Origin of the sequence: Janthinobacterium lividum (assembly GCF_011601275.1) — a bacterium.
In the GTDB taxonomy this organism is placed as follows: domain Bacteria; phylum Pseudomonadota; class Gammaproteobacteria; order Burkholderiales; family Burkholderiaceae_D; genus Janthinobacterium; species Janthinobacterium lividum_E.
Genome location: NZ_JAAOLY010000018.1, coordinates 79,264 through 105,219 on the forward strand (window position 1 = coordinate 79,264; position 25,956 = coordinate 105,219).

The 25,956-nt window shown below is 64.4% G+C and carries 19 protein-coding genes; 13 read left to right on the top strand and 6 right to left on the bottom strand.

Features of this window, described 5'->3' with window-relative positions; all coding sequences use genetic code 11:
* Nucleotides 1-4: 4 nt before the first annotated feature.
* The gene (locus GYK42_RS23715) at nucleotides 5-1,687 is read right to left on the bottom strand and encodes an isovaleryl-CoA dehydrogenase (RefSeq protein WP_166449492.1); all 1,683 of its coding nucleotides are present in this window, start codon (nucleotides 1,685-1,687) and stop codon (nucleotides 5-7) included.
* A gap of 397 nt (nucleotides 1,688-2,084) precedes the next feature.
* Here GYK42_RS23715 and GYK42_RS23720 point away from each other — a divergent pair, with 397 nt between their 5' ends.
* Both GYK42_RS23720 and GYK42_RS23725 read left to right on the top strand, forming a co-directional pair.
* A complete protein-coding gene (locus tag GYK42_RS23720; RefSeq protein WP_166449493.1) occupies nucleotides 2,085-3,824 on the top strand; it encodes a putative bifunctional diguanylate cyclase/phosphodiesterase in 1,740 nt (579 codons plus the stop codon).
* Nucleotides 3,821-5,317, top strand: a complete 1,497-nt coding sequence (locus GYK42_RS23725) for an HDOD domain-containing protein (protein WP_046682931.1) — start codon at nucleotides 3,821-3,823, stop codon at nucleotides 5,315-5,317. Before GYK42_RS23720 ends, GYK42_RS23725 begins: the two co-directional genes overlap by 4 nt.
* Nucleotides 5,318-5,514: 197 nt before the next feature.
* On the opposite strand, the gene aroC is transcribed toward GYK42_RS23725, so the two are convergent.
* The gene (gene aroC / locus GYK42_RS23730; RefSeq protein ID WP_166449494.1) at nucleotides 5,515-6,609 is read right to left on the bottom strand and encodes a chorismate synthase; all 1,095 of its coding nucleotides are present in this window, start codon (nucleotides 6,607-6,609) and stop codon (nucleotides 5,515-5,517) included.
* A gap of 408 nt (nucleotides 6,610-7,017) precedes the next feature.
* On the opposite strand from aroC, the gene GYK42_RS23735 reads away from it, so the two are divergent.
* Complete coding sequence (locus tag GYK42_RS23735; RefSeq protein WP_166449495.1) at nucleotides 7,018-9,279, top strand: putative bifunctional diguanylate cyclase/phosphodiesterase; 2,262 nt, start codon at nucleotides 7,018-7,020, stop codon at nucleotides 9,277-9,279.
* A 68-nt stretch (nucleotides 9,280-9,347) separates the two neighbouring features.
* Here GYK42_RS23735 and GYK42_RS23740 read toward each other — a convergent pair whose 3' ends face one another.
* Together GYK42_RS23740 and GYK42_RS23745 are read right to left on the bottom strand one after the other, a co-directional pair.
* Nucleotides 9,348-9,794: a CBS domain-containing protein gene (locus GYK42_RS23740; protein ID WP_010398828.1), complete on the bottom strand. Its 447-nt coding sequence runs from the start codon at nucleotides 9,792-9,794 to the stop codon at nucleotides 9,348-9,350.
* Between the two features lie 128 nt (nucleotides 9,795-9,922).
* Entirely contained in the window at nucleotides 9,923-10,546 is a 624-nt protein-coding gene (locus GYK42_RS23745; protein ID WP_166449496.1) for a 2OG-Fe(II) oxygenase, read from the bottom strand.
* Nucleotides 10,547-10,842: 296 nt separating this feature from the next.
* Here GYK42_RS23745 and GYK42_RS23750 point away from each other — a divergent pair, with 296 nt between their 5' ends.
* The 4 genes from GYK42_RS23750 to GYK42_RS23765 are packed head-to-tail and all read left to right on the top strand — an operon-like array spanning nucleotide 10,843 to nucleotide 16,432.
* Nucleotides 10,843-12,153, top strand: a complete 1,311-nt coding sequence (locus GYK42_RS23750) for an O-acetylhomoserine aminocarboxypropyltransferase (protein WP_166449497.1) — start codon at nucleotides 10,843-10,845, stop codon at nucleotides 12,151-12,153.
* 1 nt (nucleotide 12,154) lies between these two features.
* Nucleotides 12,155-12,967, top strand: coding sequence for an alpha/beta fold hydrolase (locus GYK42_RS23755; protein WP_166449498.1), 813 nt, complete (start codon nucleotides 12,155-12,157; stop codon nucleotides 12,965-12,967).
* Nucleotides 12,968-13,000: 33 nt separating this feature from the next.
* On the top strand, nucleotides 13,001-14,395 hold the full coding sequence (locus tag GYK42_RS23760; RefSeq protein ID WP_166449499.1) for a PoNe immunity protein domain-containing protein: 1,395 nt from the start codon (nucleotides 13,001-13,003) through the stop codon (nucleotides 14,393-14,395).
* Nucleotides 14,396-14,419: 24 nt separating this feature from the next.
* Complete coding sequence (locus GYK42_RS23765) at nucleotides 14,420-16,432, top strand: DUF6630 family protein (RefSeq protein WP_166449500.1); 2,013 nt, start codon at nucleotides 14,420-14,422, stop codon at nucleotides 16,430-16,432.
* Nucleotides 16,433-16,454: 22 nt separating this feature from the next.
* On the opposite strand, the gene GYK42_RS23770 is transcribed toward GYK42_RS23765, so the two are convergent.
* Nucleotides 16,455-17,852, bottom strand: coding sequence for an esterase-like activity of phytase family protein (locus tag GYK42_RS23770; RefSeq protein ID WP_166449501.1), 1,398 nt, complete (start codon nucleotides 17,850-17,852; stop codon nucleotides 16,455-16,457).
* 122 nt (nucleotides 17,853-17,974) lie between these two features.
* On the bottom strand, nucleotides 17,975-19,351 hold the full coding sequence (locus GYK42_RS23775; RefSeq protein ID WP_046682940.1) for a YihY family inner membrane protein: 1,377 nt from the start codon (nucleotides 19,349-19,351) through the stop codon (nucleotides 17,975-17,977).
* A gap of 67 nt (nucleotides 19,352-19,418) precedes the next feature.
* Between GYK42_RS23775 and wrbA the strand changes: the two genes are divergently transcribed.
* Genes wrbA through GYK42_RS23805 form a run of 6 tightly spaced genes read left to right on the top strand, consistent with a single transcriptional unit; the run spans nucleotide 19,419 to nucleotide 25,929 of the window.
* Nucleotides 19,419-20,027, top strand: a complete 609-nt coding sequence (gene wrbA / locus GYK42_RS23780; protein ID WP_166449532.1) for an NAD(P)H:quinone oxidoreductase — start codon at nucleotides 19,419-19,421, stop codon at nucleotides 20,025-20,027.
* The gene (locus tag GYK42_RS23785) at nucleotides 20,027-20,437 is read left to right on the top strand and encodes a DUF2069 domain-containing protein (RefSeq protein ID WP_166449533.1); all 411 of its coding nucleotides are present in this window, start codon (nucleotides 20,027-20,029) and stop codon (nucleotides 20,435-20,437) included. Before wrbA ends, GYK42_RS23785 begins: the two co-directional genes overlap by 1 nt.
* Nucleotides 20,434-21,849, top strand: a complete 1,416-nt coding sequence (locus GYK42_RS23790) for an FAD-binding oxidoreductase (RefSeq protein WP_166449502.1) — start codon at nucleotides 20,434-20,436, stop codon at nucleotides 21,847-21,849. The genes GYK42_RS23785 and GYK42_RS23790 overlap by 4 nt, the downstream gene beginning before the upstream one ends.
* A 32-nt stretch (nucleotides 21,850-21,881) precedes the next feature.
* The gene (locus tag GYK42_RS23795) at nucleotides 21,882-22,274 is read left to right on the top strand and encodes a DUF4124 domain-containing protein (protein WP_166449503.1); all 393 of its coding nucleotides are present in this window, start codon (nucleotides 21,882-21,884) and stop codon (nucleotides 22,272-22,274) included.
* The gene (locus GYK42_RS23800) at nucleotides 22,262-24,853 is read left to right on the top strand and encodes an FtsX-like permease family protein (protein WP_166449504.1); all 2,592 of its coding nucleotides are present in this window, start codon (nucleotides 22,262-22,264) and stop codon (nucleotides 24,851-24,853) included. The genes GYK42_RS23795 and GYK42_RS23800 overlap by 13 nt, the downstream gene beginning before the upstream one ends.
* Nucleotides 24,853-25,929, top strand: a complete 1,077-nt coding sequence (locus GYK42_RS23805) for a lipocalin-like domain-containing protein (protein ID WP_166449505.1) — start codon at nucleotides 24,853-24,855, stop codon at nucleotides 25,927-25,929. The genes GYK42_RS23800 and GYK42_RS23805 overlap by 1 nt, the downstream gene beginning before the upstream one ends.
* The last annotated feature ends 27 nt before the right edge of the window (nucleotides 25,930-25,956 follow it).

Genomic DNA, 25,956 nt, shown 5'->3' on the forward strand with positions numbered 1-25,956 from the left:
GAAATCAATACTCGCGTAGCGCGCGCGCCAGGATGGCCTCGCAATCGGTGCCGGCCGGCAAGCGGCCATACGCACCGCCCGGGGCCAGCACCAGGCGCGACTGCAGGAATGCTTGCGCGATGAAGGGCGGCGCATGGCGCAACAGCAAGGCCGCTTGCACGGCCAGCACGATGCGTTCGGACAATTGTCTGGCACCAAATTCATCCGTCTGCGGTCCGTCAAGGTCAGCCAGCAGACGCGCGCGATAGCCAGCAAAGATGGCATCGCCATCGCCGGCCAGCGCCAGCTCGGCCGCCAGGGCGTCGCGCGCGGCCGGCGACTTGCCGAAGGCGCGCAAGACGTCGAGGCACATGACGTTGCCCGAACCTTCCCAGATCGAATTGACGGGCAGTTCGCGGTACAGGCGCGCCAGCGGCGCGTCTTCCACATAACCGGTGCCGCCCAGCACCTCCATGGCCTCGAAGCCGAAGCCGGGACCGCGCTTGCAGATCCAGTATTTGCCGGCCGGCGTCAACACACGCGCCAGCATGGCTTGCCGCGGATCGTCCTTTTCATCGAAACAGCGGGCCAGGCGCAGCGCGAAGGCCGTGGCCGCTTCCGATTCGAGCGCCAGGTCGGCCAGCACGTTTTGCATCAGGGGCTGCTCGGCCAGCGGCTTGCCGAACACGGCCCGCTGGCGCGCATGGTGCAGCGCCTGCGTCAAGGCGGCGCGCATGATGCCGGTGCTGCCCAGTACGCAATCGAGGCGCGTATGGCTGGCCATTTCCAGAATCGTGGGTATGCCCCGCCCCGGCTGCCCCACGAGCCAGCCGTAGGCATTCGTGAATTCCACTTCCGACGAGGCATTCGAGCGGTTGCCCACTTTATCCTTCAGGCGCTGCACGCGGATGGCGTTGCGGCTGCCGTCGGGCAGGTAACGGGGCAAAAAGAAACAAGACAATCCCCCCTCGTCCGCCTGGGCGAGGATCAGATGGGCGTCGCACTGGGGCGCCGAGAAAAACCATTTGTGGCCGACGATGCGCCAGGCGCCGCCGGCCTCGCCGCCGAACAGGGCTTGCGCTTCGTCCGGCGGCACGGGCACGGCGCGCGTGGTATTGCTGCGCACGTCCGAGCCACCCTGCTTTTCCGTCATGCCCATGCCGACCAGCGCGCCCCGCTTCTGCTCGACGGGCAGGGAGCGGGGATCGTATTCGCGCGACAGGATTTTCGGCAGCCAGCGCTGCGCGATCTGCGGCAGGTCCAGTGCCTGGCGCAAGGCCGGCACCGAGGCATACGTCATCGTCACGGGACATTGCGTACCGTTTTCCACCTGCCCCACTAATAGATAGGCGGCCGCGCGCGCCACCTGGGCGCCGGGACCGGGCGAAGCCCACGGCGAAGCGTGTGCACCGGCACCCACGAGGATGGCCATCAGTTCATGCCAGGCCGGATGGAACAGCACCTCGTCGATGCGGCGCCCGGCCCGGTCGAACTGCTGCAGCTCGGGCGTGTGGATATTGGCCTGGCGCGCCAGCGCATAGGTCTCGGCGCGGCCCAGCCTTTCGCCCAGCGCGTCGAGTTCCTGGAGCGCCGCCCCGCCGCCCTCCCGCAGCAACGCTTCGATCAGCGCCGGGTCGCAGGCGAACAGATTGACGTTTTCAAACGGCGTGGCCTGGTTGAAAACTTCATGCGTGTCAAAAGCATTCATGGGGGTCCCCCGCGATTTGTTATCATGGCGCCCTTGCCTGCCGTGGACGCACCGTCAACACCGTCTGCCAGCCAGACTAGCGTAAAGCGCATGACGGGGCAAGCGCGCCAGTGGAAGCAAGCGCAGATAAATGTTTCCATGCGGAATGAAAATGCCTGCGTGCGTCGCGCGGCATGATTTTTTTCATGGAAGGCAGGAATATTTACAAAACCTGAAGCAATGTTGCTCTATTTCATGTAATCGGGTGCTTTTCAATGATACATTTCGTGTGGATCGCGTTCCGATAGCCGCCCTTTCGGCCCCTATGGCGCGCGTCATGCACGACGCATTCTTTCCGTTGGCGCCCTGCCCTGCAGCGAGCGCCGGCACTGATAATAAAAAGGTAAAAGCCAGCACGATGTTTTCCAGTACCCCATCCGCCGCCCACCGCGAGGCTCGCCACGAGTTGGACAACCTCATGGAAGAGGCAGGCGACGTCGTGTTCCGGCTCGATATGGACGGCCTGATCCTGTTCGCCAGCAAGCGCGCGGCCACCCTGTTTGGCGCACCATCGGGCCTGACCGGCCACTTGCTGCTGCCGCTGGCCACGGAAGCGTCGCGCGCGGCGCTGCAGGCGGCACTGGAAGACGCCCTGGCCGAGCCGGGCCGCCTGGAAGTGCGCCTGCAAACGCCGGACCAGGAAATCTGGTTCGAGCTACGCCTGTCTTCTTATATGAACGCGGCCGGCGTGGCCGAATTGCTGGTGGTCGGGCGCGACACGTCGGCCCAGCACAATACGGAAGAACGGCTGCGCCACATGGCCACGCACGATGCGCTCACGGGCTTGCCGAACCGCTTGCTGCTGTCGGACCGCATCCGCATGGTGATCGCCCAGGCCGCCCGTTCGGGCCAGGGCTTTTCCGTCGCCACCATCGGCCTCGATGGTTTTAAAAAGGTCAACGATGGCCTGGGCCATCCCGTCGGCGACGCCGTGCTGCGCCTGGCCGCCGCGCGCCTGCGCAAGACCCTGCGCGACAGCGACACCCTGGCGCGCGTGGGCGGCGATGAATTCGTCGCCGTGCTGCCCGGCAGCGCCACGGACGCACAGATCAAACTGGTGACGGGCCGCCTGCTCGCTACCCTGCAGGCGCCGTTCGAAGTGGACGGCCACACGATCTACGTGGGGGCGTCAGTGGGCGTCTCGATCTATCCGCTGCACGCGGAAGATGAAGTGCGCCTGGTGGCGCTGGCTGATGCGGCCATGTCGCGCGCCAAGGAAACGGGCAAGGCCCGCTGCCTGGTCTACAGCCCGCGTTTGAACGGCCCGTCGGAACACGACATTTCGCTGGAAGCGGCCATGTTCCACGCCGTGCGCGAAGGCGAATTCCTGCTCTTTTACCAGCCCATCGTCGATGCGCACACGCGGCAAATCCAGGGTTTCGAAACCCTGATGCGCTGGAAGCACCCGACCCTGGGCCTGGTGCCGCCCGTGCGCTTCATCCCGATTGCCGAAGCCAATGGCCTGATCAACCTTCTGGGCGCCTGGGCGCTGAAGGCGGCCTGCGTGCAGCTCAAGCAGTTCCAGGAAGTGGCCAAGCGGCCGTTGTACATCTCCGTCAACATCAGCCCGCGCCAGTTCCGCAACGACAAATTCCTCGACGTACTCGATGACGCCATCGCGTTTTCAGGGCTGTCCGGCGAACACCTGGTGCTGGAAATCACGGAAGGCACCTTGATGATCGACCCCGTGCATGCGGAAACCATCCTCGTCAAGATGACGGAGCGCCGCGCGCGCATCGCCATCGACGATTTCGGCACCGGCTACTCCTCGCTCGCGTATCTGAAGCGCTTCCCCATTTCCGTGCTGAAGATCGACCGCACCTTCATCAAGGACTTGCCCGCATCGAGCAAGGATGCGGCCATCTGCAACACCATTCTCGACCTGGCCAAGCATTTGAACCTGTCCGTGGTGGCCGAAGGCGTGGAGACCGAAGAGCAGATGCACTTCATCGAATCGCGCGGCTGCCAGTACGTGCAAGGCTACCTGACGGGCAAACCGATGCCGGCCCATGCCGCGCTGTCGGCCTTGAGCGACAAAACCTATGCGGCGCTGGTGCCTGTGCCGCCTGCCAATGAACCGCGCGGAGGGGGGCAATGAATCCAGGTCATTTCACGGTACCGACACAGCTCGGCAAAAACACCCTGGACCTGCTGTGGGCGCGCACGCGCCAGCAGGGCGACATGCCCGGCTTCGCGAAAGCCATCAGCGCCATCCTCGGTGCCATGCGCGGCGAGGATGACCACGAATTCGACATCACGCAAACGGTGCTGTCCGACCCTGTCCTCACGCACAAGGTGCTGCGGCTGGCCAACAGCGGCATGTATTCGGCCTTCGGCCAGCGCGTCAACACGGTCTCGAAGGCCGTGCTGGTGCTGGGCATCGACGCCATCGGCCATCTGGCGCTGGGCCTGAAATTGATCGAGGAATTGTCGCAGGCGTCGCCCGATTCCGTCAGCGCCCACGTGGAAATGGAAAAGGCCGTGCTGGCCGGGATGGTGGCGCAGCAGGTGGCCACCAGCGCCGGCAGCCTGCAGGCGGAGCAGGCAGTCGTCTGCTCGATGCTGCACACCCTGGGCCGCATGATGGTGACGTTCTACATGACGGACTTCTGGGCGCGCATGCAGGCGCATGCGGGTCCCGGCAACGAGGCGGCCGCCGCGCGCGAAATCCTCGGCCTGTCGCTGCCGGAAGTGGGCTATGCCACGGCGGCCCACTGGGGCTTGCCGCAGCACCTGATCAACGGCATGCGTCCGATGGACCCGTCGCCCGACAACGCTCCCGTCAGCGGCGCCGACTGGATGGCGGGCCTGTCGACGATGGCGGCGCGCTGCGCCGACTCGCTGTGGCACGACGATGCGGCCGGCGCGGCGCAGGTCCACGCGCTGATCGACGATTATGCGGGCACCCTGGGCATCACGGCGACGGACCTGGTGGTGGCGGTGGACAAGGCCAAGGCGATGGCGGCGGCCGACCTGTCGATCGCGCCCCTGTCGAAACCGGCCGAACGGCGCGCGCGCCAGCTGGCGTCGACGCGCATGCGCGCCGAAGGCAACCGCGTATTGATCGGCGGCCTGGCCGACCTGCGCGGCGCCATCGGCAGCGCAAGTCCGGGACAGATGGTCTCGATGGCGCTCGAAACGCTGCACCAGGGCTTCGATTTTTCGCGCTCGGTGGCGTTCGTGCGCAACCACAGGGATCATCTGTATTCGGCGCGCATCAGCATGGGCGAAGGCATGGCCGACCTACAGGACTTGATGGTGTTTGGCGACGCGTATGAGCCGAACGTCTTCCACGCGGCCCTCAATAGCGACCGCGTGATCTTCATCGACAACGCGCGCGACCCGAAATTTGCCGCCAAGCTGCCGCAATGGTGGAAAGCGACGTTGTCCGAAGCGCGCAGCTTCGTCGTGCTGCCCCTGTCGGCCAACGGCCACCCCACGGGCTTTTTGTACGGCGACTGGGACGACAGCTTCCCGCCGATCCAATTGAACCAGACGGAGTTCAACCTGATCAACGATATCCGGGCTTTATTGGTGCAGTCGGTGGAGATGCGGCACCAGCTGGAGCTGGTGGCGAACAAGGTGGCGTGACAGGAAGCGCCAACGATATTGTCGGATTACGCAGGGCTATGCCCCGCTAATCCGACCTACACGCAACACATGACATGGGCCGTGATCAGACGCGTAGGTCGGGTTAGCCAGAATGGCGTAACCCGACATCACCGCAACGCATGGCATGGGCCGCGAGTCGGATCAGGGTCGCACCCGTCATCCGACAACATTTCAATTTACTTCAACTTCGGCGTACTCACCGACACATCGCCGCATTGCGCGCGGTGCATCAGGGCGTGGTCGATCAGCACCAGCGCCAGCATGGCTTCGGCGATCGGCGTGGCGCGGATGCCCACGCAGGGGTCGTGGCGGCCGAACGTTTCCACCATCACGGGGTTGCCTTCTTTGTCGATCGAGCGGCGCGGCGTGCGGATCGACGAGGTCGGCTTGATGGCGATCGACACGCTGATGTCCTGTCCCGTCGAAATTCCACCGAGCACGCCGCCGGCGTTATTGCCGATAAAGCCTTCCGGCGTCAGTTCGTCGCCGTGCTCGGAACCCTTTTGCGCCACCGAGTCGAAACCGGCGCCGATTTCCACGCCTTTCACCGCATTGATGCCCATCATCGCGTAGGCGATGTCGGCGTCGAGCTTGTCGTAGATGGGTTGGCCCAGGCCGACGGGCACGTTTTGCGCGATCACGTCGATGCGCGCGCCGATGGAATCACCGTCGCGGCGCAGCTGGTCCATGGCCTCTTCCATGCGCGCGATCAGGTCCGCGTCATCGCTGGCGGCAAAGAACGGGTTCGCATGCACGTGCTCCCACGACTGGAAAGGCACGGGAATGTCGCCCAGCTGGCTCATGCAGCCCTTGAAGGTGGTGCCGTACTGCTGCAGCAGCCATTTCTTGGCAATCGCCGCCGCGCCCACCACGGGCGCCGTCAGTCGCGCCGACGAGCGCCCGCCACCGCGCGGGTCGCGCACGCCGTATTTGTGCCAGTAGGTGTAGTCGGCGTGGCCGGGGCGGAAGCTTTCCGCGATATTGCCGTAATCCTTGCTGCGCTGGTCTTCATTGCGGATCAGCAGCGCGATGGGCGTACCCGTCGTCACGCCCTGGTACACGCCGGAGAGGATTTCCACCGTATCGGATTCCTGGCGCTGCGTCACGTGGCGCGACGTGCCCGGCTTGCGGCGGTCCAGCTCGGGCTGGATATCGGCTTCCGACAGGATCAATCCTGGAGGACAGCCATCGATCACGCAGCCGATGGCCGGACCATGCGATTCGCCGAAAGTGGTAACAGTAAACAGCTTGCCAAAAGAATTGCCGGACATAGTAGGAAGTGTGAGGACTGGAAAACTCAATTCTACCAGCCTGCGGGGCATGCCATGCCGCTAATGCCGCACCCAGGCCCGATATTGCCCCACCCAAATCGCCATTTTTAAATCCCGCGTATTTTTTCATGCAAAAAACACCAGATATGAGTTGCAATAATGCAAAACAAGAAATATTGCTCCACAGAATAGATTTAAAAAAACATTTTGCTTATTAAATAGCTATATACTTGGATCAAAGCGCACCACACAATGCAGGTTCAAGGCTGCGCCGAGAGCGCGTCACAAATACCCAGGGCTAGGCGCGTTGCCGAAGACAGTACGCAAGTACGGCGAGGCAACGCAACAACGCCATGGGCTTTTGCGACGCGCTCGTATAAACATCGAGTCATCCTGGAGAAGCTATACATGCCCGCACCGATCATCCCCCTTGACGCCAACAAGGACGATCACGACGACCTGGTATTCCTCGATGAGCAACCGGCTGCGCCGCTGACGGCCGCACCGCGCAGCGTCTGGCGGGTGATGATCATCGACGACGATGAAGACGTCCACTCCACCACCACTTTCGCCCTGGGCAACCTGGAAATGCAGCACCGCCCGCTGGAATTCGTGCATGCGTATTCGGCCGGCCAGGCGCGCGAACTGCTCAAGCATGAAGACGACATCGCCGTCATCCTGCTTGACGTGGTGATGGAACAGGATGACGCGGGCCTGCACCTGGTGCGCTACATCCGCGAAACCCTGAAAATGACGGATGTGCGCATCATCCTGCGCACGGGCCAGCCCGGCTATGCGCCGGAAATAGACGCCATCCGCGATTTCGACATCAACGACTATAAAACCAAATCCGAACTGACGCGCATCAAGCTGTTTACGACGGTGACGGCCGCCATCCGTTCGTACGAGCAGATCCGCTCGATCAGCAGCAGCCGGCGCGGCCTGGACCGGATCGTCCACGCCAGCACGCAGCTGATGGCGCTGCACGGCGTGCAGAATTTCTCGGCCGGAGTGCTGGCGCAGATCGCCGACCTGCTGGGCATCCGCGCCGACGGCGTGCTGTGCGTGCAGGACTTGCAGGACAACGGCAGCAAGGAGCTGCTCGTCTCGGCCTGCACGGGCAGCTTTTCCAGCTTGCCGCACAGCGCCCTGTGCGGCCTGCAAAACCCCCGCGTCATGGCCGCCATCGAGCACACACTGGCACAGCGGCGCAATGTGTATGCGCACGACTACGCCACCCTGTACTTCGCGGGCAAGGCCAGCCGCGACGCGGCCGCCTACCTGGTGCTGCCGCGCCCCCTTTCCGCCATCGATGAAAGCCTGCTGGAAGTCTTCTGCAGCAACGTCGCCGTGGGCCTGGACAACGTCGAACTGGTGTCGCACCTGCACAATGCCGCCTTCTACGACCAGTTGTCGAAGCTGCCCAACCGCACCCGCCTGGTGGAAATCCTCGACGCCACGCTGGCCGGCCCCGCGCGCGACGACGCCACCTTGTCCCTGGTCGACCTCGATCACTTTGCCGAGACCAACGACGCGCTGGGCCACCAGTTCGGCGACACCCTGCTGATCGCCGTGGCGGGCCGCTTGCAAACCCAGCTGGGTCCCCAGCTGACGGTGGCGCGCCTGGGCGGCGACATCTTTTGCGTGCTCGGCGATTCCTCGCAAGTCAACCCGAACAAGATCCTGGCCCTGTTCCAGCCGCCGTTCTGCATCGATGGCCAGGACGTGCAGCTGTCCGCCACCCTGGGCCTCGTGCGCCTGGGCGAACATGCGGGCACGGGCGCCGATGCGCTGAAGGATGCCGATATCGCCCTGAAGCGGGCAAAAAGCCAGCAGCGCGCCGGCCACTTCTATTTCTCGCGCAGCATGGGCATCGAAATACGCGAACGGGTGCGCATGATGCACGCCCTGCGCACGGCTTTCAGCCAGGACCAGCTGTTTGTCGTGTATCAACCGCAGATCGACCTGACCACGCGCCGCCCCGTGGGCGCGGAAGCGCTGCTGCGCTGGCAGACACCGGATGGCAAATTCATCTCGCCCGACCGCTTCATCCCGATCGCCGAATACTCGGGCATCATCATCGACCTCGGTGAATGGGTGCTGCGCACGGCCTGCCGCGAGCTGGTGCTGCTGCGCGAACAGGGCCACCGCAACTTCGTCATGTCCGTCAACGTGTCGCAAGTGCAGTTCCGCCACCCGCTGTTCCTGGAAATGCTGCGCGCGGCGCTCGAAGAAACGCAGGCGCCGCCCGAATTCATTGAACTGGAAATCACGGAATCGATGGCCATGGAAGAGCCGGACCTGCTGATCAAGATGCTGTGGCAGATCAAGCAGACGGGCGTGAGCATCGCCATCGACGACTTCGGCACGGGTTTTTCCTCGCTATCCTATTTGCAGCGCCTGCAAGTGGACCGCCTGAAAATCGACCGCGCGTTTGTGACGGAAATCACGGGTTCCGCGCGCGGCAGCAGCATCGCCGAAATGGTCATCCAGCTGGGCCGCAACCTGGGCCTGGCCGTGATCGCGGAAGGCGTGGAAGACGAACGGCAAGCGCAGATTTTGCAGGCGCTGGGCTGCCCGATGGCGCAAGGCTTTCTGTTCGCCCGCCCGATGACAGCGACGGCGCTGGGCACATGGCTGAACAACGAAGCGCTGCAGGGCGCTGCCTAGCCGCCATTCACCTCAAGAATGCAAAACGCCGGCAGTTGCCGGCGTTGTTTTTAGTGGATCAGCAAAGCTTAATCGGTGGTTTCGGCCGGCCAGTCGCGGATGTACGCTTTCAACATCTGGTTTTCAAAGCTTTGCGCTTCGAGCACGGCGCGCGCCACGTCGTAGAAGGAAATGACGCCCAATAAAGTCTTGGCGTTCATGACGGGCAGGTAGCGCGCGTGCTTTTCCAGCATGATGCGGCGCACTTCGTTCACTTCCGTATCCGGGGTGACGGTGATCGGGTGGTCATCCATGTGCTTGCGCACGGTGCCGCCGCCGATCTGGCCCGCGTTTTCATGCAGCGCGTTCAACACTTCGCGGAAGGTCAGCATGCCGACCAGGTCGCCAAACTCCATGACCACCAGCGAACCGATGTCTTTTTCAGCCATGGTATTGGCCGCGTCAAGCAGGGGCTGGTCAGGCGTGACCGTGTAGAGAATATTGCCCTTGACTTGGAGAATTTCAGATACTTTCATATTGGCCGTCCTGTCCGCGTGATTGGTATTTTAGTTATTCTAGCCCTTACTGCGACTGTAGCCTATGCCTGCGGAAAAATCCAGCCTTGCGCGCAATCAAATCGAGGGAGATTGCGCGCCACGTTGCCTCACGCGCGGCGGCGGAACCAACCTGCGATGGACAGGCGCTGGCGCGCCGTCGGCAGCACTTCGTGCAGCATCTCGCCCGACATGAACATGGCCATGCGGCCCGCCTGCGGCAAGATGTCCACCACGGGCGCGCCTTGCGGATGCAGACGCAGCGCGCCGCCGTGCTCGGGCAGCCAGTCGTCGTTCAGGTACAGCACGACAGACACGGTGCGCTTGTCGTCGTCGCGGAAGCGGTCCAGATGGGCCCGGTAAAAGGCGCCCGGCGCGTACAGGGCGAAATGGCTTTCGTATTCTTCCAGCCCCAGGAACAGCTCGCGGTTGAGCAGGCAGCGCAGCGTTTCCATGTGTGCCAGGTAGCGGTCGCACGCCTCGGAACGGCCCGTTTCCAGCCATTCGATATGGTCGCCGCGGATGTCCGGCTGCAGCAACGGCGCATGGCCGCTGCCCACGCCGGCGCCCTTCATCTTGCCGCTGAGCATGGATTGCACGCATTCGGCGGCCAACTGGCGGCTCAGTTCAGGGGAGATAAAATGCTCTTGCATGAGCCAGCCTGCCTGGCACAGGCCGTCGACTATAGAAGGTCCGGGTACGGCGAGGTCGCCGTCGAACGATATTGCGGGCATAAAATCTTTCCTGGTGGACATGCGATGAGAGTTCGCCTGAAGCCCAGGATTTCGCTGGTACCTAGCAGCCCTCCCTGCGGCGCGGCGCACGCGCACAGGTAAAACAGCCCGAATATCGCTGATCCGGTATCCTACCACCGCCGCACAGCGCCGGTCACTTTTTTTACACTGCCGGTTACACGCCAGCTGAGCCTGACCATCCGCCAGCACGGCGCCATGCGCCCTGCACAGGAGCCCTTTTGCTCAGAGGTAAATCAGGTTACGATCTTGCCACTATAAAACTTGGCGGAGACACCATGAGCGGCCCGAAATACCCCGGTTTCGATACTTTATCCCTGCATGCGGGCGCCGCGCCCGATCCGGCCACGGGCGCGCGCGCCACGCCCATCCACTTCACGTCCTCGTTTGCCTTCAAGAGTTCGGAACATGCGGCTTCGCTGTTCAACATGGAGCGGGCCGGCCACGTGTACTCGCGCATCTCGAATCCCACCAACGCCGTGCTGGAAGAGCGCATCGCCGCGCTCGAAGGAGGCGTGGCCGGCATCGCCACGGCCAGCGGCCAGGCCGCCATGCACCTGGGCCTGTCCACCATCGCGGGCGCCGGTTCGCACATCGTTGCCTCGCGCGCCCTGTACGGCGGCTCGCACAACCTGCTGGCCTACACCTTGAAACGCTACGGCATCGAGACCACCTTTGTCGACCCGCGCGACGTGGACTCTTGGCGCGCCGCCATCCGCCCCAACACAAAGGTGCTGTTCGCCGAAACCCTGGGCAATCCGGGCCTTGACGTGCTGGACATCCCCCGGATTGCCGCCCTCGCGCACGAGCACCACTTGCCGCTGATGCTCGATTCGACCTTTACCACGCCGTATTTGCTGCGCCCCTTCGAGCATGGCGCCGACCTGGTATTCCACTCGGCCACCAAATTCCTGTGCGGCCATGGCACGGCCATCGGCGGCTTGCTCGTCGATGGCGGCACTTTTGATTGGCAAACGGCGTACGACAAGACGGGCCGTTTCGCCGAACTGTGCGAACCGTATGAGGGTTTCCACGGCATGGTCTTCGCCGAGGAATCGACGGTGGCGCCATTCGCCCTGCGCGCGCGGCGCGAAGGCTTGCGCGATTTCGGCGCCGTCATGAGCCCGCACAATGCCTTCGCTATCCTGCAAGGCATCGAAACCCTGGGCCTGCGCATGGACCGCCACGTGGCCAACACGCGCAAGGTGGTCGATTTCCTGCTGGCCAATCCGGCCGTGGAATCGGTGTCCTACCCGGAACTGCCGTCGCACCCCGATTACGAGCTGGGCAAGACCCTGCTGCCGAAAGGCGCGGGCGGCGTGTTTACCTTCCGTCTGCGCGGCGACCGCGCGGCGGGCCAGCGCTTTGTCGACAGCCTCAAGATTTTCTCGCACCTGGCCAACGTGGGCGACGCCAAGTCGCTCGTCATCCACCCCGCCTCCACCACGCATTTCCGCGTGCCCGACGATCAACTCGAGCAGGCGGGCATCACGCAAGGCACCATGCGTTTGTCCGTCGGCCTGGAAGACGCGGACGATTTGATCGAAGACCTGGCCCGCGGCCTGAAACTGTCGCAGAAAGGTGCTTGACATGCTGTTCACCATCGACAACACCACCGCCTACTGCTACACGGGCGGCAAACCGTTCAACCCGGATCAGCCCACGGCCGTCTTCATCCACGGCGCGCAAAACGACCATTCCGTGTGGGCCTTGCAAACGCGCTATTTCGCCCACCATGGCTGGAACGTGCTGGCCGTCGACTTGCCGGGCCATGGCCGCAGCCAGGGCGTGGCCAAAAACAGCGTGGAGGAACTGGCGCACTGGATTCTGGCCGTGCTGGACGCTGCCGGCACGCACAAGGCCATTCTGGTCGGCCACAGCATGGGCTCCTTGATCGCGCTGGAAGCGGCGCACCTGGCGCCCGAGCGGGTCAGCCACCTGGCCATGCTGGGCTCCACCTACCCGATGAAGGTCTCGCCGGCGTTGCTGGAAACGTCGCTCACGGATGAACAGGCGGCCATCGATATGGTCAATATCTGGTCGCACTCGTCGATCGCGCAAAAGCCGTCGTTTCCCGGCCCCGGCTTTTATGCCATGGGCGGCGCGCGGCGCCTGAAGCAGCGCATCGCCGCCCTCAACCCCGATCACGTGTTTCATACGGATTTTTATGCCTGCAATGCCTACGCGAACGGCGAAATCGCCGCCGCTTCGGTACACTGCCCCACTTTATTCATTTTCGGCGCGCGCGACATGATGACGCCGCCCAAGTCGACCCGGCTGCTGACAGCGGCCATCGCGCATGGCACCGTGGTGCAGGTCGACAGCGGGCACGAATTGATGGCCGAGCAACCTGACGCCGTGCTCGACGCGCTGTTTTCCTTTGCGCAAACGGCAGCGGCATGACGCCACGCCACGCACATTTTTTAGGATAGATGGATGATGTTGTTGAATACCCTGTTCGATGAATTGACTGGCCGCGGCAGCGGCACGGAAGCGCAGCGGCACGAACGCTATAAATGGCTGGAACAGCTGCGCTTCACTAACCCGCTGGCGGACGAAGGCGGCCCGATGGCCGGCATTCCGTACTACCAGTGGTGCAGGCTACCGCAGGCGCTCGTCGTGGCAGGCCAGCAGACGGACCTGCTGGTCGGCACCACGAGCTCCCAGTACCTGGTCTTCGAGGGCTGCCACGCGGCAGCCTTCGCGGCCGAACTGGGCCTGCAATACGACGCCAACAACCGCATCGACCGCCCCGGTGGCCTCGACGAGCTGCTCGACGCCTATGAAGAGCAAGCGGACAGCAGCTGGACCACCCTGCCGAATGAACCGCCAGCGCCACCGCTGGTCGGCTGGGACGACGTGTACTTCCGCGTGCGCGACCTGAGCGACGGCAGAACCATCCAGAGCGTGACAACCATCTCTTACGAGAGCAGCCGCTTCCCTGGCTACACCCTGTTGGGCACGACCTTTGTGGGCGTCGGCGCCATCGTCCACGACGACGAAACTGCGCAGTATATGCGGAAAATCTTCGCCGACTGGGCCATCCAGCGCGACTGCGCAGATATCTGCCCGGTTTCATCCACGCCCTGGCCCCACGCGCCGCGCCAGGTGCCGCCCGCCCCGTTCGACTTTAGCCGCAACCTCGCCTACCTCGACGCCCTGCTGGCTGCCTATGTCCGCGCGCAGACCCAGGCGGAAACCGACGGTGGCGATTGCGCCTACTGGGCATGTGCGGCCGCCAGCACGGCTTACCAGGTCTTTTCGCTGCGCTACACGGCAGGCTTGCCCTTGCCTGACGTGGAAACGGCGCTGGAAGCGGCCATCGCCGCCTGCGAAACGGCGCGCGCGGCCCTGGCCGCAGCCTACGATGACGATGCCTTGCCCGCCTTTGATTTCGAACAATTGACGGATTACGCACGCACCCTGCAGTTGCTGGGCGCCGCCCTGCTGTTCGGCCGCCACGACCTGGCTGCCCGCCTGGCCGCTCTGCAAACGGCCTTCGATGGCGAAGATGGCGTGTATGAAGCCCTGCTGTCCGCCATCGATCCGCAGCGTCCCGCCGTCGACGAATGGTATTTCGCCGAACCCTATACCGCCCTGTACGACTGCCTGGACGCGGACGACCCTGCGCAGCAGCTCGAGCACCTGCGCAACTACCTGGCCAGCTGGCACGGGGCCCTGGTCCACGAAGACTGGTTCAACGGCCATTTGCGCGCGCAGGGGCTCGGCGGCTATTACGGCCTGTGGGCTTTCGAAGCGGCCGCCGCGGCCAAACAGCTGGGACTCGATCGCGGCGCACTGACGCACTGGCTCATGCCGCCATCGCCTTGATCCCCCAACATTTAACGAAGAGACATGATCAATACCGCAGCCCTGTTCAGCACCGCATTTTTACCCGGCCAGGCCGGCTTCGACACCGATACGATCACAGGCCTGGCCGAATGGCGGCTGGACATTCCCATGCTGTTCAAGCTGCTCGTCGGCGCCGGCACGCAAGCTGTCGCCTGGCCCATCTACGGCGATGGCGAGGACTGCGCCTGCGTGCTGGCCGCGCCGATGGCGCAGGCGCAAGCCAGCTGGCAAGTTCTGTCAACGCTGATGGACAGGCCGCGCGATGCAGCCGCCATCGTCGCGCGCAGCGCCATCAGCGCCCTGCTGGCCGGCGGCCAGCCGTGGCTGATCCTCGATGTCGTGCAGCTGATCCCCCACGATATCGGCACGCCGGAATACGCGGCCGGGCTAGACGCCCTGCGCGCCGAGGCGCAAGGCCTGCACTCCGCTCTGCTGCGCGACGACCGGGACGCGCTGGCGCCGTTGCTGGCCATCGGCGCCGCGTCGCCGGCCACCGGCTACTGGTCGGCCACCGCCAGCGCGCAGCTGGCCGATGTCGAGGAACTGGGCGCGAACGAACTGCCGTTCCTGCAAGGCCTGGAAGTGGTGGGCTGGGAGGAGGACGCGCTGTGCTATGAAGTGAGCGCCGCCGGCGAACCGGACGTCACCGGCCTGGTCACGCCCTATGGCCGCTGGATCGTGCCGCTGTCGCAACGCTATGTGGACCTGGGTGTTTACTATGCGGACGATGGCTGGATCACCTTTGCCACGGCGGACGCGCCCGATGCGCACGGCGTCATGGACTTGAACGGCACGGTGGTGCTGCCGCCCGCCCCCGGCGCCCTGTATGTGATCAGCCCCCACCTGCTGCAGCAGATCGATCCGGACGGTGCCAGCCGTCTGCTGCGCCTGCCCGATGGCGCGCTGCTCATCGACAGGGTGGACAATATGTGCCAGCGCGAAGATGGCTTGATCGACATCGAGCGCCAGACGGACCAGATTGACGATGACGACAAGCGCAATGTGCACGGCGTGGTCGACAAGATGGGCAAGGTCGTGGTGCCGCCGGCCTACAGCTCCGTGCAGGATTTCGGCACCAAGAAAAAAATCGCCATCGTCAGCCAGCGCATCGCCGGGCGCTTCCTGTTTGGCCTGGTCAATAGCCAGGGCGAGCTGCTGGCGCCGTGCCGGTACGAAGCCATCGATTGCGCCACGACCTCGTCGCCACCGAAGCTGCGCAAGAACCTGATCTTCGCCATCGATGCGCGAGGGCTGGCCTGCATGCTGACCCTGGATGGAAAACCAGCTTTCACGCCCCTGTATCCCCCCGCCCACCATCTGCGCGGCGTGGCCGTGCAAAGCGACTTTTTGTATGTCGTCAAGGATGGCATGGCCTGGAGCATGGATTTCACGGGCCAGCTGCTGGAGCAGTTCGACACCGTGGAAAACTTCAAGGCCAACGTCACAGCGCAACTGAGCGAGGCCATGGGCCTGGGCAAGAAAAAGCCCGAGAAAAAGCCTGCCAAACGCCGCAGCTTCACGCCGGCGCAAATCCTGGCCAAGGCCGACCGCGAGCAATTGCGCAGCATGGCCGCCCTGCTCTTGCTGGGCGATGCGGACCTGGCCGCGCGCTGCGTGGACATCACCCTGGAAGAGCTGGAGGAGGACGACCCGGAAGAGGAATACGAAGGCGACTCGCCCGAAACGGCATGCTTCTTCCTGCTCTGGTCCACGGCTTCCCACACGCAGGGCCACGGCACCACCCTGGACTGGAAATCGGTCGAGGAAGTGCCGCGCATAGGCCAGCACATCGACCTGCCCGCGCTGCAGGACTTCCGCTGGGCGGAGCGGGAAGACGGCGACGCGATGGCCGAAGGCCTGGCCGCCATCGCCGCGCACCTGGCGCCGCATCAGCTGCGCCTGGTGAACCTGCACGGCGGCGAGGACACGTATTACCTGGGCGTGGTGCGGGCGCAGGATGCGGAAGCGTTCAAGGCAATGGCGCTGCAGGCGGCCTTGCGGCCGGTCCTGCTATGAGGGGATTGCCGGCACGTCGTCTTTATTTGGCGGAACGATCGAATAGCGCCTTGTCAAAACGCAGGGTAATGACTTCGGTATCGTCCGGCTTGCCCGGCTTGCGGCCGTCTTCACCCGGGTAGTTCGTGTCGATTGCCACGACAAGCGTCTGGGCATCGAGTACTTCAACGCTCTCCACCGAGTCGAAAGGCATGCTGAACTTACCCACGGGCATATTGCTCGCCTGCCCGCCTATGCCTTTGGGGTCGGAGATGTTCAGCAAGTCCACCAACAGCGTTTTCTTGAGCGCGCCGTCAGCGTCTTTTTCTTTCAGGTCCACCAGGTACAGGCGCTTGATCACGGCCTTGGCGCCCCAGAAGCCGTCGCGTTCGATCAGCACGAACTTGCTGCCGCCGACATTGGTCATGTCGCCGATCACGACGCCATTGTCCTTGACCGCGCCATCCTTGCGGTACACGAGGTTCTTGCCCGTGTAGCGCATGGCGCCGGGGTCGAACTCAAAAATGTTCAGGTAGCGCTCATCGGCTGCGACGGGCCGCAGCGACGGGTCGCTTGGCGCCGCTTCCGGCACCGCGTAGAGCAGACTGCGGTCGGCGTTGTAGGCCAGGCTTTCGAAGCCGCGGCTGCCTGACAGGGTGATGCTGGCGCCCTTGCCCAGCACTTCCGGATTGGCCGGGCTACGCAGGAAAGGATGGGGAACCGGGTCGCCCATCAGCGTGCCGTTTTTGTCGAAGTGCAGGATATAGGGGCCGAATTCCTCGCCCACGAAGTAAGTACCGTCGGCAGCGCGCGCGAGCGACTCGATGTCGAAATCAAAACCCGTCAGCAAGCGGCCAGCGCGAATGCGCGCATCCACGGCGATACCGCTGTCGGCAAAGACCAGGCCGCCGGTGGTGTTGCTGGGGTAGTTGACGTAGTCGGCCGTGATTTTCAGGTCAACGCCCTTGCCATCGTTTAAGAAACCCTTGGCGTCGTTGAAGGCCAGGAAGCTGTTGAGCTTGATGCTGCCAGGCGTCTTGCCGGCGTCAGCGGCCGTGCGGAAGTTGATGCTGGCGTTATACAGGCCGAGCACGAAATCGGCCGAATTGCCCTTGGCGCCATAGCCATTGTCGGCCATGGCAGTCCAGCTGCCGTCGTCATTCCTGAGCAGCGCGGAAAAGCCGGGAATCGGCACGCCACTGGCAAACGGCGGGGTGACGCCCAGCACTGCGGCTGTGAACTGTCCGGTAACCGGCCCTGGCCAGCGTGCCGTGTCAGGCAACGCTGCCCAGCCGGCAAGCTGGTGCGGCAAGCCTTCCCCGTCCTTGGGCGCAGCCTCAGGAGCGGCAGAGGAACTGCCGCCGCAGGCAGCCAGCACGCCGCTGACCACCACGATGGCCAAGCCGCGGCACACATTCAAACCGCTCAAATGACAACGCATATTTGCTTCCTCAACAAGATGAATGAAGAGGAAAGCTTACCGGCCTTCGGTGACCAGTTTATGACATGCTTGCCCTATCGTGCGGGGCATAGGCCGGCAAGGAAGCGCGCGGCCGGGGCCCGTCACGCGCAGCGCACTACCCCAAAATGCTGCGCCAAACTCAAGCCCAGTCCCTGCTCCACGGCGTTTTCCACCTGCGCCGCCAGCGCTGCCGCTTCTTCGGCCGCCTTGATGTCGCGTTCATTCGTGGAACCAGCCGGATAGCCGGAGTTCACGCGCATGCCGCCGAAGACGAATAAACGGTAGACATCGGCCAGGCTGATGCGGTTGACGTTGCCCAGCAAGACCCAGTGGTCGGAACTGTCGGCCACGCGCTTGCCCCACTGCACGCGCACGGCGCCATCCACGTTGACTCTGCCCACCCAACCCTGCTGCACCATCTTGTCGAGCAGGGTTTCCATCTCTTCGAAGCCCAGACGCGTGCTGCGGCGGATCTCGGCCGCGCCCACCAGGGCCGAATCAGCGCAATGGCAGGCCTGATGCAGCACTTTCAGGATGGCGACGGCGTCGACGAATTCGCTGCCCGGCGCCGCTTCATACCACCAGCGTTCATATTTCACGACGGGCAAGGCGGCCACCAGCAGAGCGCCCACCAGGGTGATCATCCAGCTCAGGTATATCCACACGAGGAACAGCGGCAAGGCGGCCAGCGCGCCGTAGATGCGCGAATACGTGGGGAATTCCTGGATGAATTCGCCGAAACCCCGCTTGGCCACCTCGAACGCCAGCGCGGCCAGCAAGCCGCCCCAGGCCGCGTCGCGCCAGTCCACGTCGCGGTTCGGCACGGCGATGTAGAGCAGGGTAAACGCCAGCATGGTCAGGCCGATCGACACCAGCGTATAAAACACGGCGCCGATGAAAGGCACGGCGCCAACCACGCCGCTGGTGGCCATGAAGAGGCGCGACGTCACCGTCAGCGACACGCCCACCAGCAGCGGTCCCAGGGTGACGATGGCCCAGTAAACAAGCAGACGCTTGGTCCAGCGGCGCTCCTGGCGCACGCGCCAGATGCGGTTGAAGACGCGCTCGATCAAGCCCATCATGCCCACCGACGTGACGATCAGGGCGCCCGCGCCGATGGCCGACAGGCGCGTGGCCTTCGAGGCGAACGTGGTCAGATAATCGAGGATAGTGTTCGATATCCCCTTGGGCATCACGCTTTGCACGAAATAATCTTCCAGCGCGTGGCGGAAGGTATTAAACAGGGGGAACGTCGTGAAGATCGCCAGGGCCAGGGTAAGCAGCGGCACCAGCGCGAACACGGTGGCGAAAGTCAGGCTGCCGGCCACTTGCGGCAGGCTTTCCTCGCGCACGCGGCGGCGCGCGAACTGCAGCAGGTCGCGCGTTTCGGACCACGTCAGGCCGCGCACAATGTCGGCACCGACGTGCAGGGTGCGCCACAGGTATTGGAAGAACGGGATTATATATTTTGAAAACATGTGCAAAATCAGAACGGCGCCATGACAGCAGTCGTATCAGGCTGTAAAGCGCCCTATAATACCAATGATGAAGCCAACCAATCTGATTATTCTCGTATTGTTTTATTCACGCCATGGCGCCACGCGCCAGTTGGCCGAACTGATAGCCCAGGGAGTGGAAAGCGTGCCTGGCTGCGATGCGCGCCTGCGCACCGTGCCCGCCGTCTCAACGGTAGCCGAAGCAACGGCGCCCGAGGTGCCGCTTGACGGCGCTCCTTATGTGGAACTGGACGATCTGCAGGAATGCGCGGGCCTGGCCCTGGGGTCGCCCACGCGCTTCGGCAACATGGCCGCCGCCATGAAGTACTTCTGGGATGGCACGGCCAGCGACTGGCTGGCCGGCAGCCTGTCCGGCAAACCCGCCTGCGTGTTTACGTCCACGGGCAGCCTGCACGGCGGCCAGGAATCGACTTTGCTGTCGATGATGATCCCCCTCTTCCACCACGGCATGCTGGTCATGGGCCTGCCCTACACGCATCCCGAACTGATGACGACGTCCACGGGCGGCTCGCCGTATGGCGCCACGCACTGGTCGGGCATCGATGGCGACAAGGCCCTGAGCGACGATGAAAAGCGATTGGCCATCGCCCTGGGCCGGCGTCTGGCGGAAAACGCCGCGAAACTGGCAGGCGCATGATGCACGGCGTACTGCACAAGTATTTTCACTGGGGCGCCATCGCCAGCCTCGTCACTCTGATCGCCTGGTGCGTGCTGTGGGAAACCGTGATCGCCCCGCTGCAGCCGGGCGGCTCCTGGGCCGTCCTCAAGGCGGCGCCCCTGCTCATTCCCCTGTACGGGGTCATCAAACGCGACGTCTACACCTTGCAATGGTCGTCGATGGTCATCCTGCTGTATTTCACGGAAGGTGTGGTGCGCGGCTACAGCGACACGAACCCCACCTCGGCCCTGATGGCCTGGGGCGAAGCGGTCATCGTCTGCATCTATTTTGTCTGCGCCGTGCTGTATCTGCGCCCGTATAAAAAGGCGGCCAAGCGCATGGCCCGGGAACTGCTGGAAAAAGTGAATAAAGTGAGCATCAAGAAATGACTGATCAAACCGATTTCCTCGCCGCCTGCCGCGACCTGCTGGGCGACACTCATGTACTCACCAGCGACGCCGACACGGCGCCCTTTCTCACCGACTGGCGCGACAGGTTTACGGGCAAGGCCCTGGCCGTGCTGCGCCCCGCCACTGTGGAACACGTGGCGGGTATTCTGCGCGCCTGCACGCAATGGCAGATCCCCGTCGTACCGCAGGGCGGCAACACGGGCCTGGTGCTGGGCAGCATCCCGGATGCCGCCGGCACTGCCGTCGTGCTGTCGCTGACGCGCCTGAACGGCATACGCGCGCTCGATCCCGTCAACCGCACCATCACCGTGGACGCGGGCTGCATCCTGCAAACCATCCAGGAAGCGGCCAGCGCCGCCGGTTGCCTGTTCCCCCTGTCGCTGGCGGCCGAAGGCAGTTGCACCATCGGCGGAAATTTGGCGACGAACGCGGGCGGCACGGCCGTGCTGCGCTACGGGAATACCCGCGAACTGTGCCTGGGCCTGGAAGTGGTCACGCCGCAGGGCGAAGTCTGGAGCGGCTTGCGCGGCCTGCGCAAGGATAATACGGGCTACGATTTGCGCGACCTGTACATCGGCGCCGAAGGCACTCTGGGGGTCATTACCGGCGCCGTCATGAAGCTGTATCCGCAGCCGAAAGCCTGTATCACGGCGCTGGCCGCCATGCCTACGCCCGCCCACGCCCTGCGTTTATTAAGCCTGATGCAGGACCATTGCGGCGCCAGCCTGACGGGTTTTGAACTGATGTCGCAATACTGTCTGCAACTGGTGGCGGAACAGTTCCCGCAACTGCCGCGGCCTTTCGCCGAAGCCCACGGACAATACGTGCTGCTGGAATTATCGAGCAGCCAGTCCGAGGCGCACGCCGTGGAATTGCTGGAAGCGAGCATCGGCGCGGCCCTGGAAGACGAATTGATAGCCGACGCCGTCGTCGCCAGTTCCGTGGCGCAGTCCGAGGGACTATGGCAGCTGCGCGAACATATTCCGCTGGCGCAGGCGCAGGCGGGCAAGAACATCAAGCACGATATCTCGCTGCCGATTTCCTGCATCGCCGATTTCATCAGCGTCACGGATGCGGCATTGGCAAGGGCCTTCCCCGGCTGCCAGCTCGTGTGCTTCGGCCACCTGGGCGACGGCAACCTGCATTACAACGTGGCGCCGCCCGCCGGCATGACGGACCAGGATTTCCTGGCCAACCAGGATGCCATCAACCGCATCGTGCACGACCAGGTCCATGGCTTTGGCGGCTCCATTTCGGCCGAACACGGCATCGGCGCCCTGAAAAAGGACGATCTGGCGCGTTATAAATCGCCGCTGGAACTGCAGCTGATGCGCGCTGTCAAACAGGCGCTGGACCCGCAGAACATCATGAATCCGGGGAAGATATTGTGAGATCGCCGTCCCTTCTGCTATGTGCCATAGCCTTGCTGGCCGGTTCCGCCAGCGCGCAGGACGTCTACAAATGCGTGCAGGATGGCCACACCAGCTATAGCGCCACGCCGTGCACGGCCGGCCAGCTGCAGATCCTCGAAGTCCCCTCGCCTCCGCCTGCCGTCGACAAGGGTGCGGCCACGCGCCAGGAACGGGTGGCCAGCCAGATGGAAGCGGCGCGCAAGCAGCAGGAAAAACTGGAAGACCAGGCCCGTGAACGGGCCGCCAAACAGCTTGAAGCGCGCGACAAGCATTGCGCCCAGCTGCGCCTGGAACAGAAATGGGCGGCACAGGACGCCGTCGGCGCGGGCGATAAAACCCGCGACGCGGCGCAACTGAAAGCGCGGCGCGCCGGTGAACGCCTCGCCGTCGAATGCCTGAATTGAGTGCGCCGCTGGCCAGCCCGGCGACGACGCGCCTGCTGTCGCGCTGGCTACTGCTGGGCGAATGGCGCGCGCATCCCGTGCGCGCCCTCGTCGCCATCCTGGCCATCGCCATCGGCGTGTCGCTGGGATTTGCCATCCATCTGATCAACGCGGCCGCCTTCAATGAATTTTCCACGGCCGTCAAAAGCCTGTCCGGCCAGGCCGACGTGCAGGTGGCCGGGCGCGAAGCGCTGTTCGACGAAGCCGTCTACCCGCAGCTGGCGCAGCGCGACGGCGTGGCCGTGGCCTCGCCCGTGCTGGAGCTGCAAGCCACGGTGGCGGGCAAGAAGGACGGCGGCCCGCTGCACATCCTGGCGCTCGACGTCTTCCGCGCGGGCTTCATCTCGCCCGACCTGATCGGCGCGCCAGCCGAAGGCCAGCCTTTCGACACCCTGGCCGACGACGCCGTCTTTCTGTCGCCAGCCGCCTTGCGCTGGCTCGACGTGGCCGAAGGCGGCCAGGTGGTTCTGCAATCGGGTACGGGCACGGTGTCCCTGCGCGTGGCCGGTTCGCTGCAGCGCGCGCGCGCCGGCCAGCGCATCGCCGTAATGGATATCGGCGCGGCGCAATGGCGCTTCAACAAGCTGGGCAAACTGTCGCGCATCGACCTGAAACTGCGCCAGGGCGTCAACCGCGACGCCTTCCAGGCGGATCTTTCCCGCGCGCTGGAAGCGCAGTACCCGGGGCGCTTCCAGGTGGGTCAGCCGAATGACGAAAACCAGAATAGCCGCAACAATAACCTGAGCCGCGCCTACCGGGTCAATCTGACGGTACTGGCCCTCGTCGCCCTGTTTACGGGCGCCTTTTTGGTCTTTTCCACGCAGGCCCTGTCCGTCATCCGCCGCCGCGGCCAATTCGCGCTGCTGCGCGTGCTGGGCATGGAGCGGGGCCAGTTGCTGCGCCAGGTGCTGCTGGAAGGCGCCAGCCTCGGTGTCGTCGGCGCCGTACTGGGCATCGCCGGCGGTTACGCCATGGCGGCCGTGGCCCTGCGCTTTTTCGGCGGCGACCTGGGCGCCGGCTATTTCGCGGGCGTGCAGCCGCAGGTGCAGTTCACGCCCGTCGCCGCCTTCGTCTACTTCGCGCTGGGTCTTGGCGTCGCCTTGCTGGGTTGCGCTGCGCCAGCGCTGGAAGCGGCGCGCGCGGCACCCGCCATCGCCCTGAAATCGGGCAGCGAGGAAGTCGTGACGACGCGCCTGGCCAAGACCTGGCCGGCGCTGGCATGTTTGCTGCTGGCTGGCGCTTTGACGTTCCTGCCGCCCGTGTTCGAGCTGCCCCTGTTCGGCTATCTGTCCATCGCCCTGCTGCTGATCGGCGCCATCGCCCTGATGCCGCAGCTGGCCGCCGTCGTCTTCCGTTTCCTGCAGCGCGCCTGGCTGCGCACGGAAACGAGCAAACATGCGCCCGTGCGCAGCCTGACCCTGGCGCGCCTGGCAAACGCCTCGGGCCAGGCCGGCATCGCCCTCGGCGGCGTGCTGTCAAGCTTTAGCCTGATGGTGGCGATGGCCATCATGGTGTCGAGTTTCCGCGTCTCCGTCGACGACTGGCTGCTGCAGATCTTGCCGGCCGACGTGTATGCGCGCACGGCCGCCAGCGGCGGCACGGCAGGCTTGAACCCGCGCGAACAGGCGAGCATCACGGCCCTGCCCGAGGTGGCCAGGGTGGATTTCCAGCGCGTGCGTTCGCTGTCGCTGGCGCCCGACCGCCCCAACGTGATCTTGCTGGCGCGCCCCATCAATTTGCAGGACCCGGGCAAGAGCATGGTGCTGGTGGGCGACACCCTGCCCGTGCCCAATGGCGCGAAACCCGTGTGGCTGTCCGAAGCGGCGGCCGACCTGTACAACGTCAAACCTGGCCAGCAGATAGCTCTGCCGCTGGCGGGCGGCTTGCACCAGTTCTTTGTCGCCGGCATCTGGCGCGACTATGCGCGCTCGTCCGGCGCCATCCAGATGCCGCTGGACGACTATCGCGCGCTGACGGGCGACCTCGATGTCAGCGATGCGGCCCTGTGGTTGGCCAAGGACGCCACGGGCGACGCGCTGCAGCAGCGCCTGAAAGCGTTGCCCTTCGGCGCCAGCCTGGAAGTGTCGAACCCCTCGGCCATCCGCGCCCTGAGCCTGCGGATCTTCGACCGCAGCTTCGCCGTCACGTATCTGCTGGAAGCCATCGCCATCGTCATCGGCCTGTTCGGCGTGGCCGCCACGTTCTCCGCACAGACCCTGGCGCGCGCGCGCGAATTCGGCATGCTGCGCCACGTGGGCGTGACGCGTGGTCAGATCTTGTCCATCCTGGCGCTGGAAGGGGGCGCGCTGACGGCGCTGGGCATCGCCACCGGTTTTGTCCTGGGCTTGTTGATCAGCTTTGTGCTGGTCTTCATCGTCAATCCCCAATCGTTCCACTGGACCATGCAACTGCACCTGCCCTGGCCCCTGATCGCCACCGTGGCCGGCGCCCTGTTGACGGCAGCCGCCGCCACGGCGCTGATCGCAGGCCGCCAGGCGCTGTCTGCTGGCCCCATCCGCGCCGTCAGGGAGGACTGGTAATGCGCCATATCGCCATCTTGCTGCTTGCGCTGGCCTTGCCTGCCCTGGCCGCGCCGCCCGCCTTCGCCCCCGTCACGCCGCTGCCTGCCGGCCAGACCCTGCGCCTGCCGCACGACTTCGGCGCCCATCCCGCGTATAAAACGGAATGGTGGTACGCCACGGGCTGGGTAAAAACCGCCGGCGGCGAGCAACTGGGCTACCAGGTGACCTTCTTTCGCAGCGCCACGGCCACGGACGCGGACAACCCCAGCGCTTTTGCGCCCAAGCAGCTGATCATCGGCCATGCGGCCCTGTCCGACCCGAAAGTGGGCAAGCTGCTGCACGACGAGAAAAGCGCGCGCGAGGGTTTCGGCCTGGCCTACGCCAAGGTGGGCGACACGGACGTGAAACTCGATGACTGGCGCATGCGGCGGCAAGCGGACGGCAGCTACCGCGTCAGCCTCGCCGCGCGCGAATTCAACTTGCAGCTGACCCTGGCCCCGACCCAGCCCGTGCTGCTGCAGGGCGAGAACGGCTACTCGCGCAAGGGCGCGCGGCCCGCGCAATCGAGTTACTACTACAGCAAGCCGCAGCTGCGCACAACGGGCACGATCGCGCGCGCGGGCGGCAAGCCGGAAGCCGTGACGGGCGCCACCTGGCTCGATCACGAGTGGTCGAGCCAGGTGCTCGATGAAGATGCCAGCGGCTGGAACTGGATAGGCGCCAACCTTGATGACGGCGGCGCCCTGATGGCCTTCCAGATCCGCAGCAAAACAGGTGCTAAACTATGGGCGCACGCGACATGGCGCGACGCGTCCGGTAAGATGACGCAGTTCGCGCCCGGCGACGTCGATTTCACGCCCACGCAGCTGTGGCGCTCGCCCCGCACACAAGCCGAATACCCGGTCGCCACCGAGATCCGCACTGGTGCCACGCGCTGGCACATCAAGCCGCTGCAAGCGGACCAGGAACTCGATTCGCGCCGCTCGACGGGAGCCGTGTACTGGGAAGGCGCCGTGACGGTGGAGCGCGACGGCCAGCCGGTGGGCCGCGCCTACCTGGAAATGACGGGCTACGTCCAGCCGATGAAGTTGTAAGCAGTACAAAATACAGTAAAGACTAAG

What these genes read in the sequence shown, in the direction of transcription:
- GYK42_RS23800 (WP_166449504.1), top strand. Translation starts at nt 22,262, where the DNA reads ATGCCTGAATTGAGTGCGCCGCTGGCCAGCCCGGCGACGACGCGCCTG.
- GYK42_RS23770 (WP_166449501.1), bottom strand. Translation starts at nt 17,852, where the DNA reads ATGCGTTGTCATTTGAGCGGTTTGAATGTGTGCCGCGGCTTGGCCATC.
- GYK42_RS23775 (WP_046682940.1), bottom strand. Translation starts at nt 19,351, where the DNA reads ATGTTTTCAAAATATATAATCCCGTTCTTCCAATACCTGTGGCGCACC.
- GYK42_RS23755 (WP_166449498.1), top strand. Translation starts at nt 12,155, where the DNA reads ATGCTGTTCACCATCGACAACACCACCGCCTACTGCTACACGGGCGGC.
- GYK42_RS23725 (WP_046682931.1), top strand. Translation starts at nt 3,821, where the DNA reads ATGAATCCAGGTCATTTCACGGTACCGACACAGCTCGGCAAAAACACC.
- GYK42_RS23785 (WP_166449533.1), top strand. Translation starts at nt 20,027, where the DNA reads ATGCACGGCGTACTGCACAAGTATTTTCACTGGGGCGCCATCGCCAGC.
- GYK42_RS23805 (WP_166449505.1), top strand. Translation starts at nt 24,853, where the DNA reads ATGCGCCATATCGCCATCTTGCTGCTTGCGCTGGCCTTGCCTGCCCTG.
- GYK42_RS23735 (WP_166449495.1), top strand. Translation starts at nt 7,018, where the DNA reads ATGCCCGCACCGATCATCCCCCTTGACGCCAACAAGGACGATCACGAC.
- GYK42_RS23740 (WP_010398828.1), bottom strand. Translation starts at nt 9,794, where the DNA reads ATGAAAGTATCTGAAATTCTCCAAGTCAAGGGCAATATTCTCTACACG.
- GYK42_RS23765 (WP_166449500.1), top strand. Translation starts at nt 14,420, where the DNA reads ATGATCAATACCGCAGCCCTGTTCAGCACCGCATTTTTACCCGGCCAG.
- GYK42_RS23750 (WP_166449497.1), top strand. Translation starts at nt 10,843, where the DNA reads ATGAGCGGCCCGAAATACCCCGGTTTCGATACTTTATCCCTGCATGCG.
- GYK42_RS23715 (WP_166449492.1), bottom strand. Translation starts at nt 1,687, where the DNA reads ATGAATGCTTTTGACACGCATGAAGTTTTCAACCAGGCCACGCCGTTT.
- GYK42_RS23720 (WP_166449493.1), top strand. Translation starts at nt 2,085, where the DNA reads ATGTTTTCCAGTACCCCATCCGCCGCCCACCGCGAGGCTCGCCACGAG.
- aroC (WP_166449494.1), bottom strand. Translation starts at nt 6,609, where the DNA reads ATGTCCGGCAATTCTTTTGGCAAGCTGTTTACTGTTACCACTTTCGGC.
- wrbA (WP_166449532.1), top strand. Translation starts at nt 19,419, where the DNA reads ATGAAGCCAACCAATCTGATTATTCTCGTATTGTTTTATTCACGCCAT.
- GYK42_RS23745 (WP_166449496.1), bottom strand. Translation starts at nt 10,546, where the DNA reads ATGCCCGCAATATCGTTCGACGGCGACCTCGCCGTACCCGGACCTTCT.
- GYK42_RS23790 (WP_166449502.1), top strand. Translation starts at nt 20,434, where the DNA reads ATGACTGATCAAACCGATTTCCTCGCCGCCTGCCGCGACCTGCTGGGC.
- GYK42_RS23760 (WP_166449499.1), top strand. Translation starts at nt 13,001, where the DNA reads ATGATGTTGTTGAATACCCTGTTCGATGAATTGACTGGCCGCGGCAGC.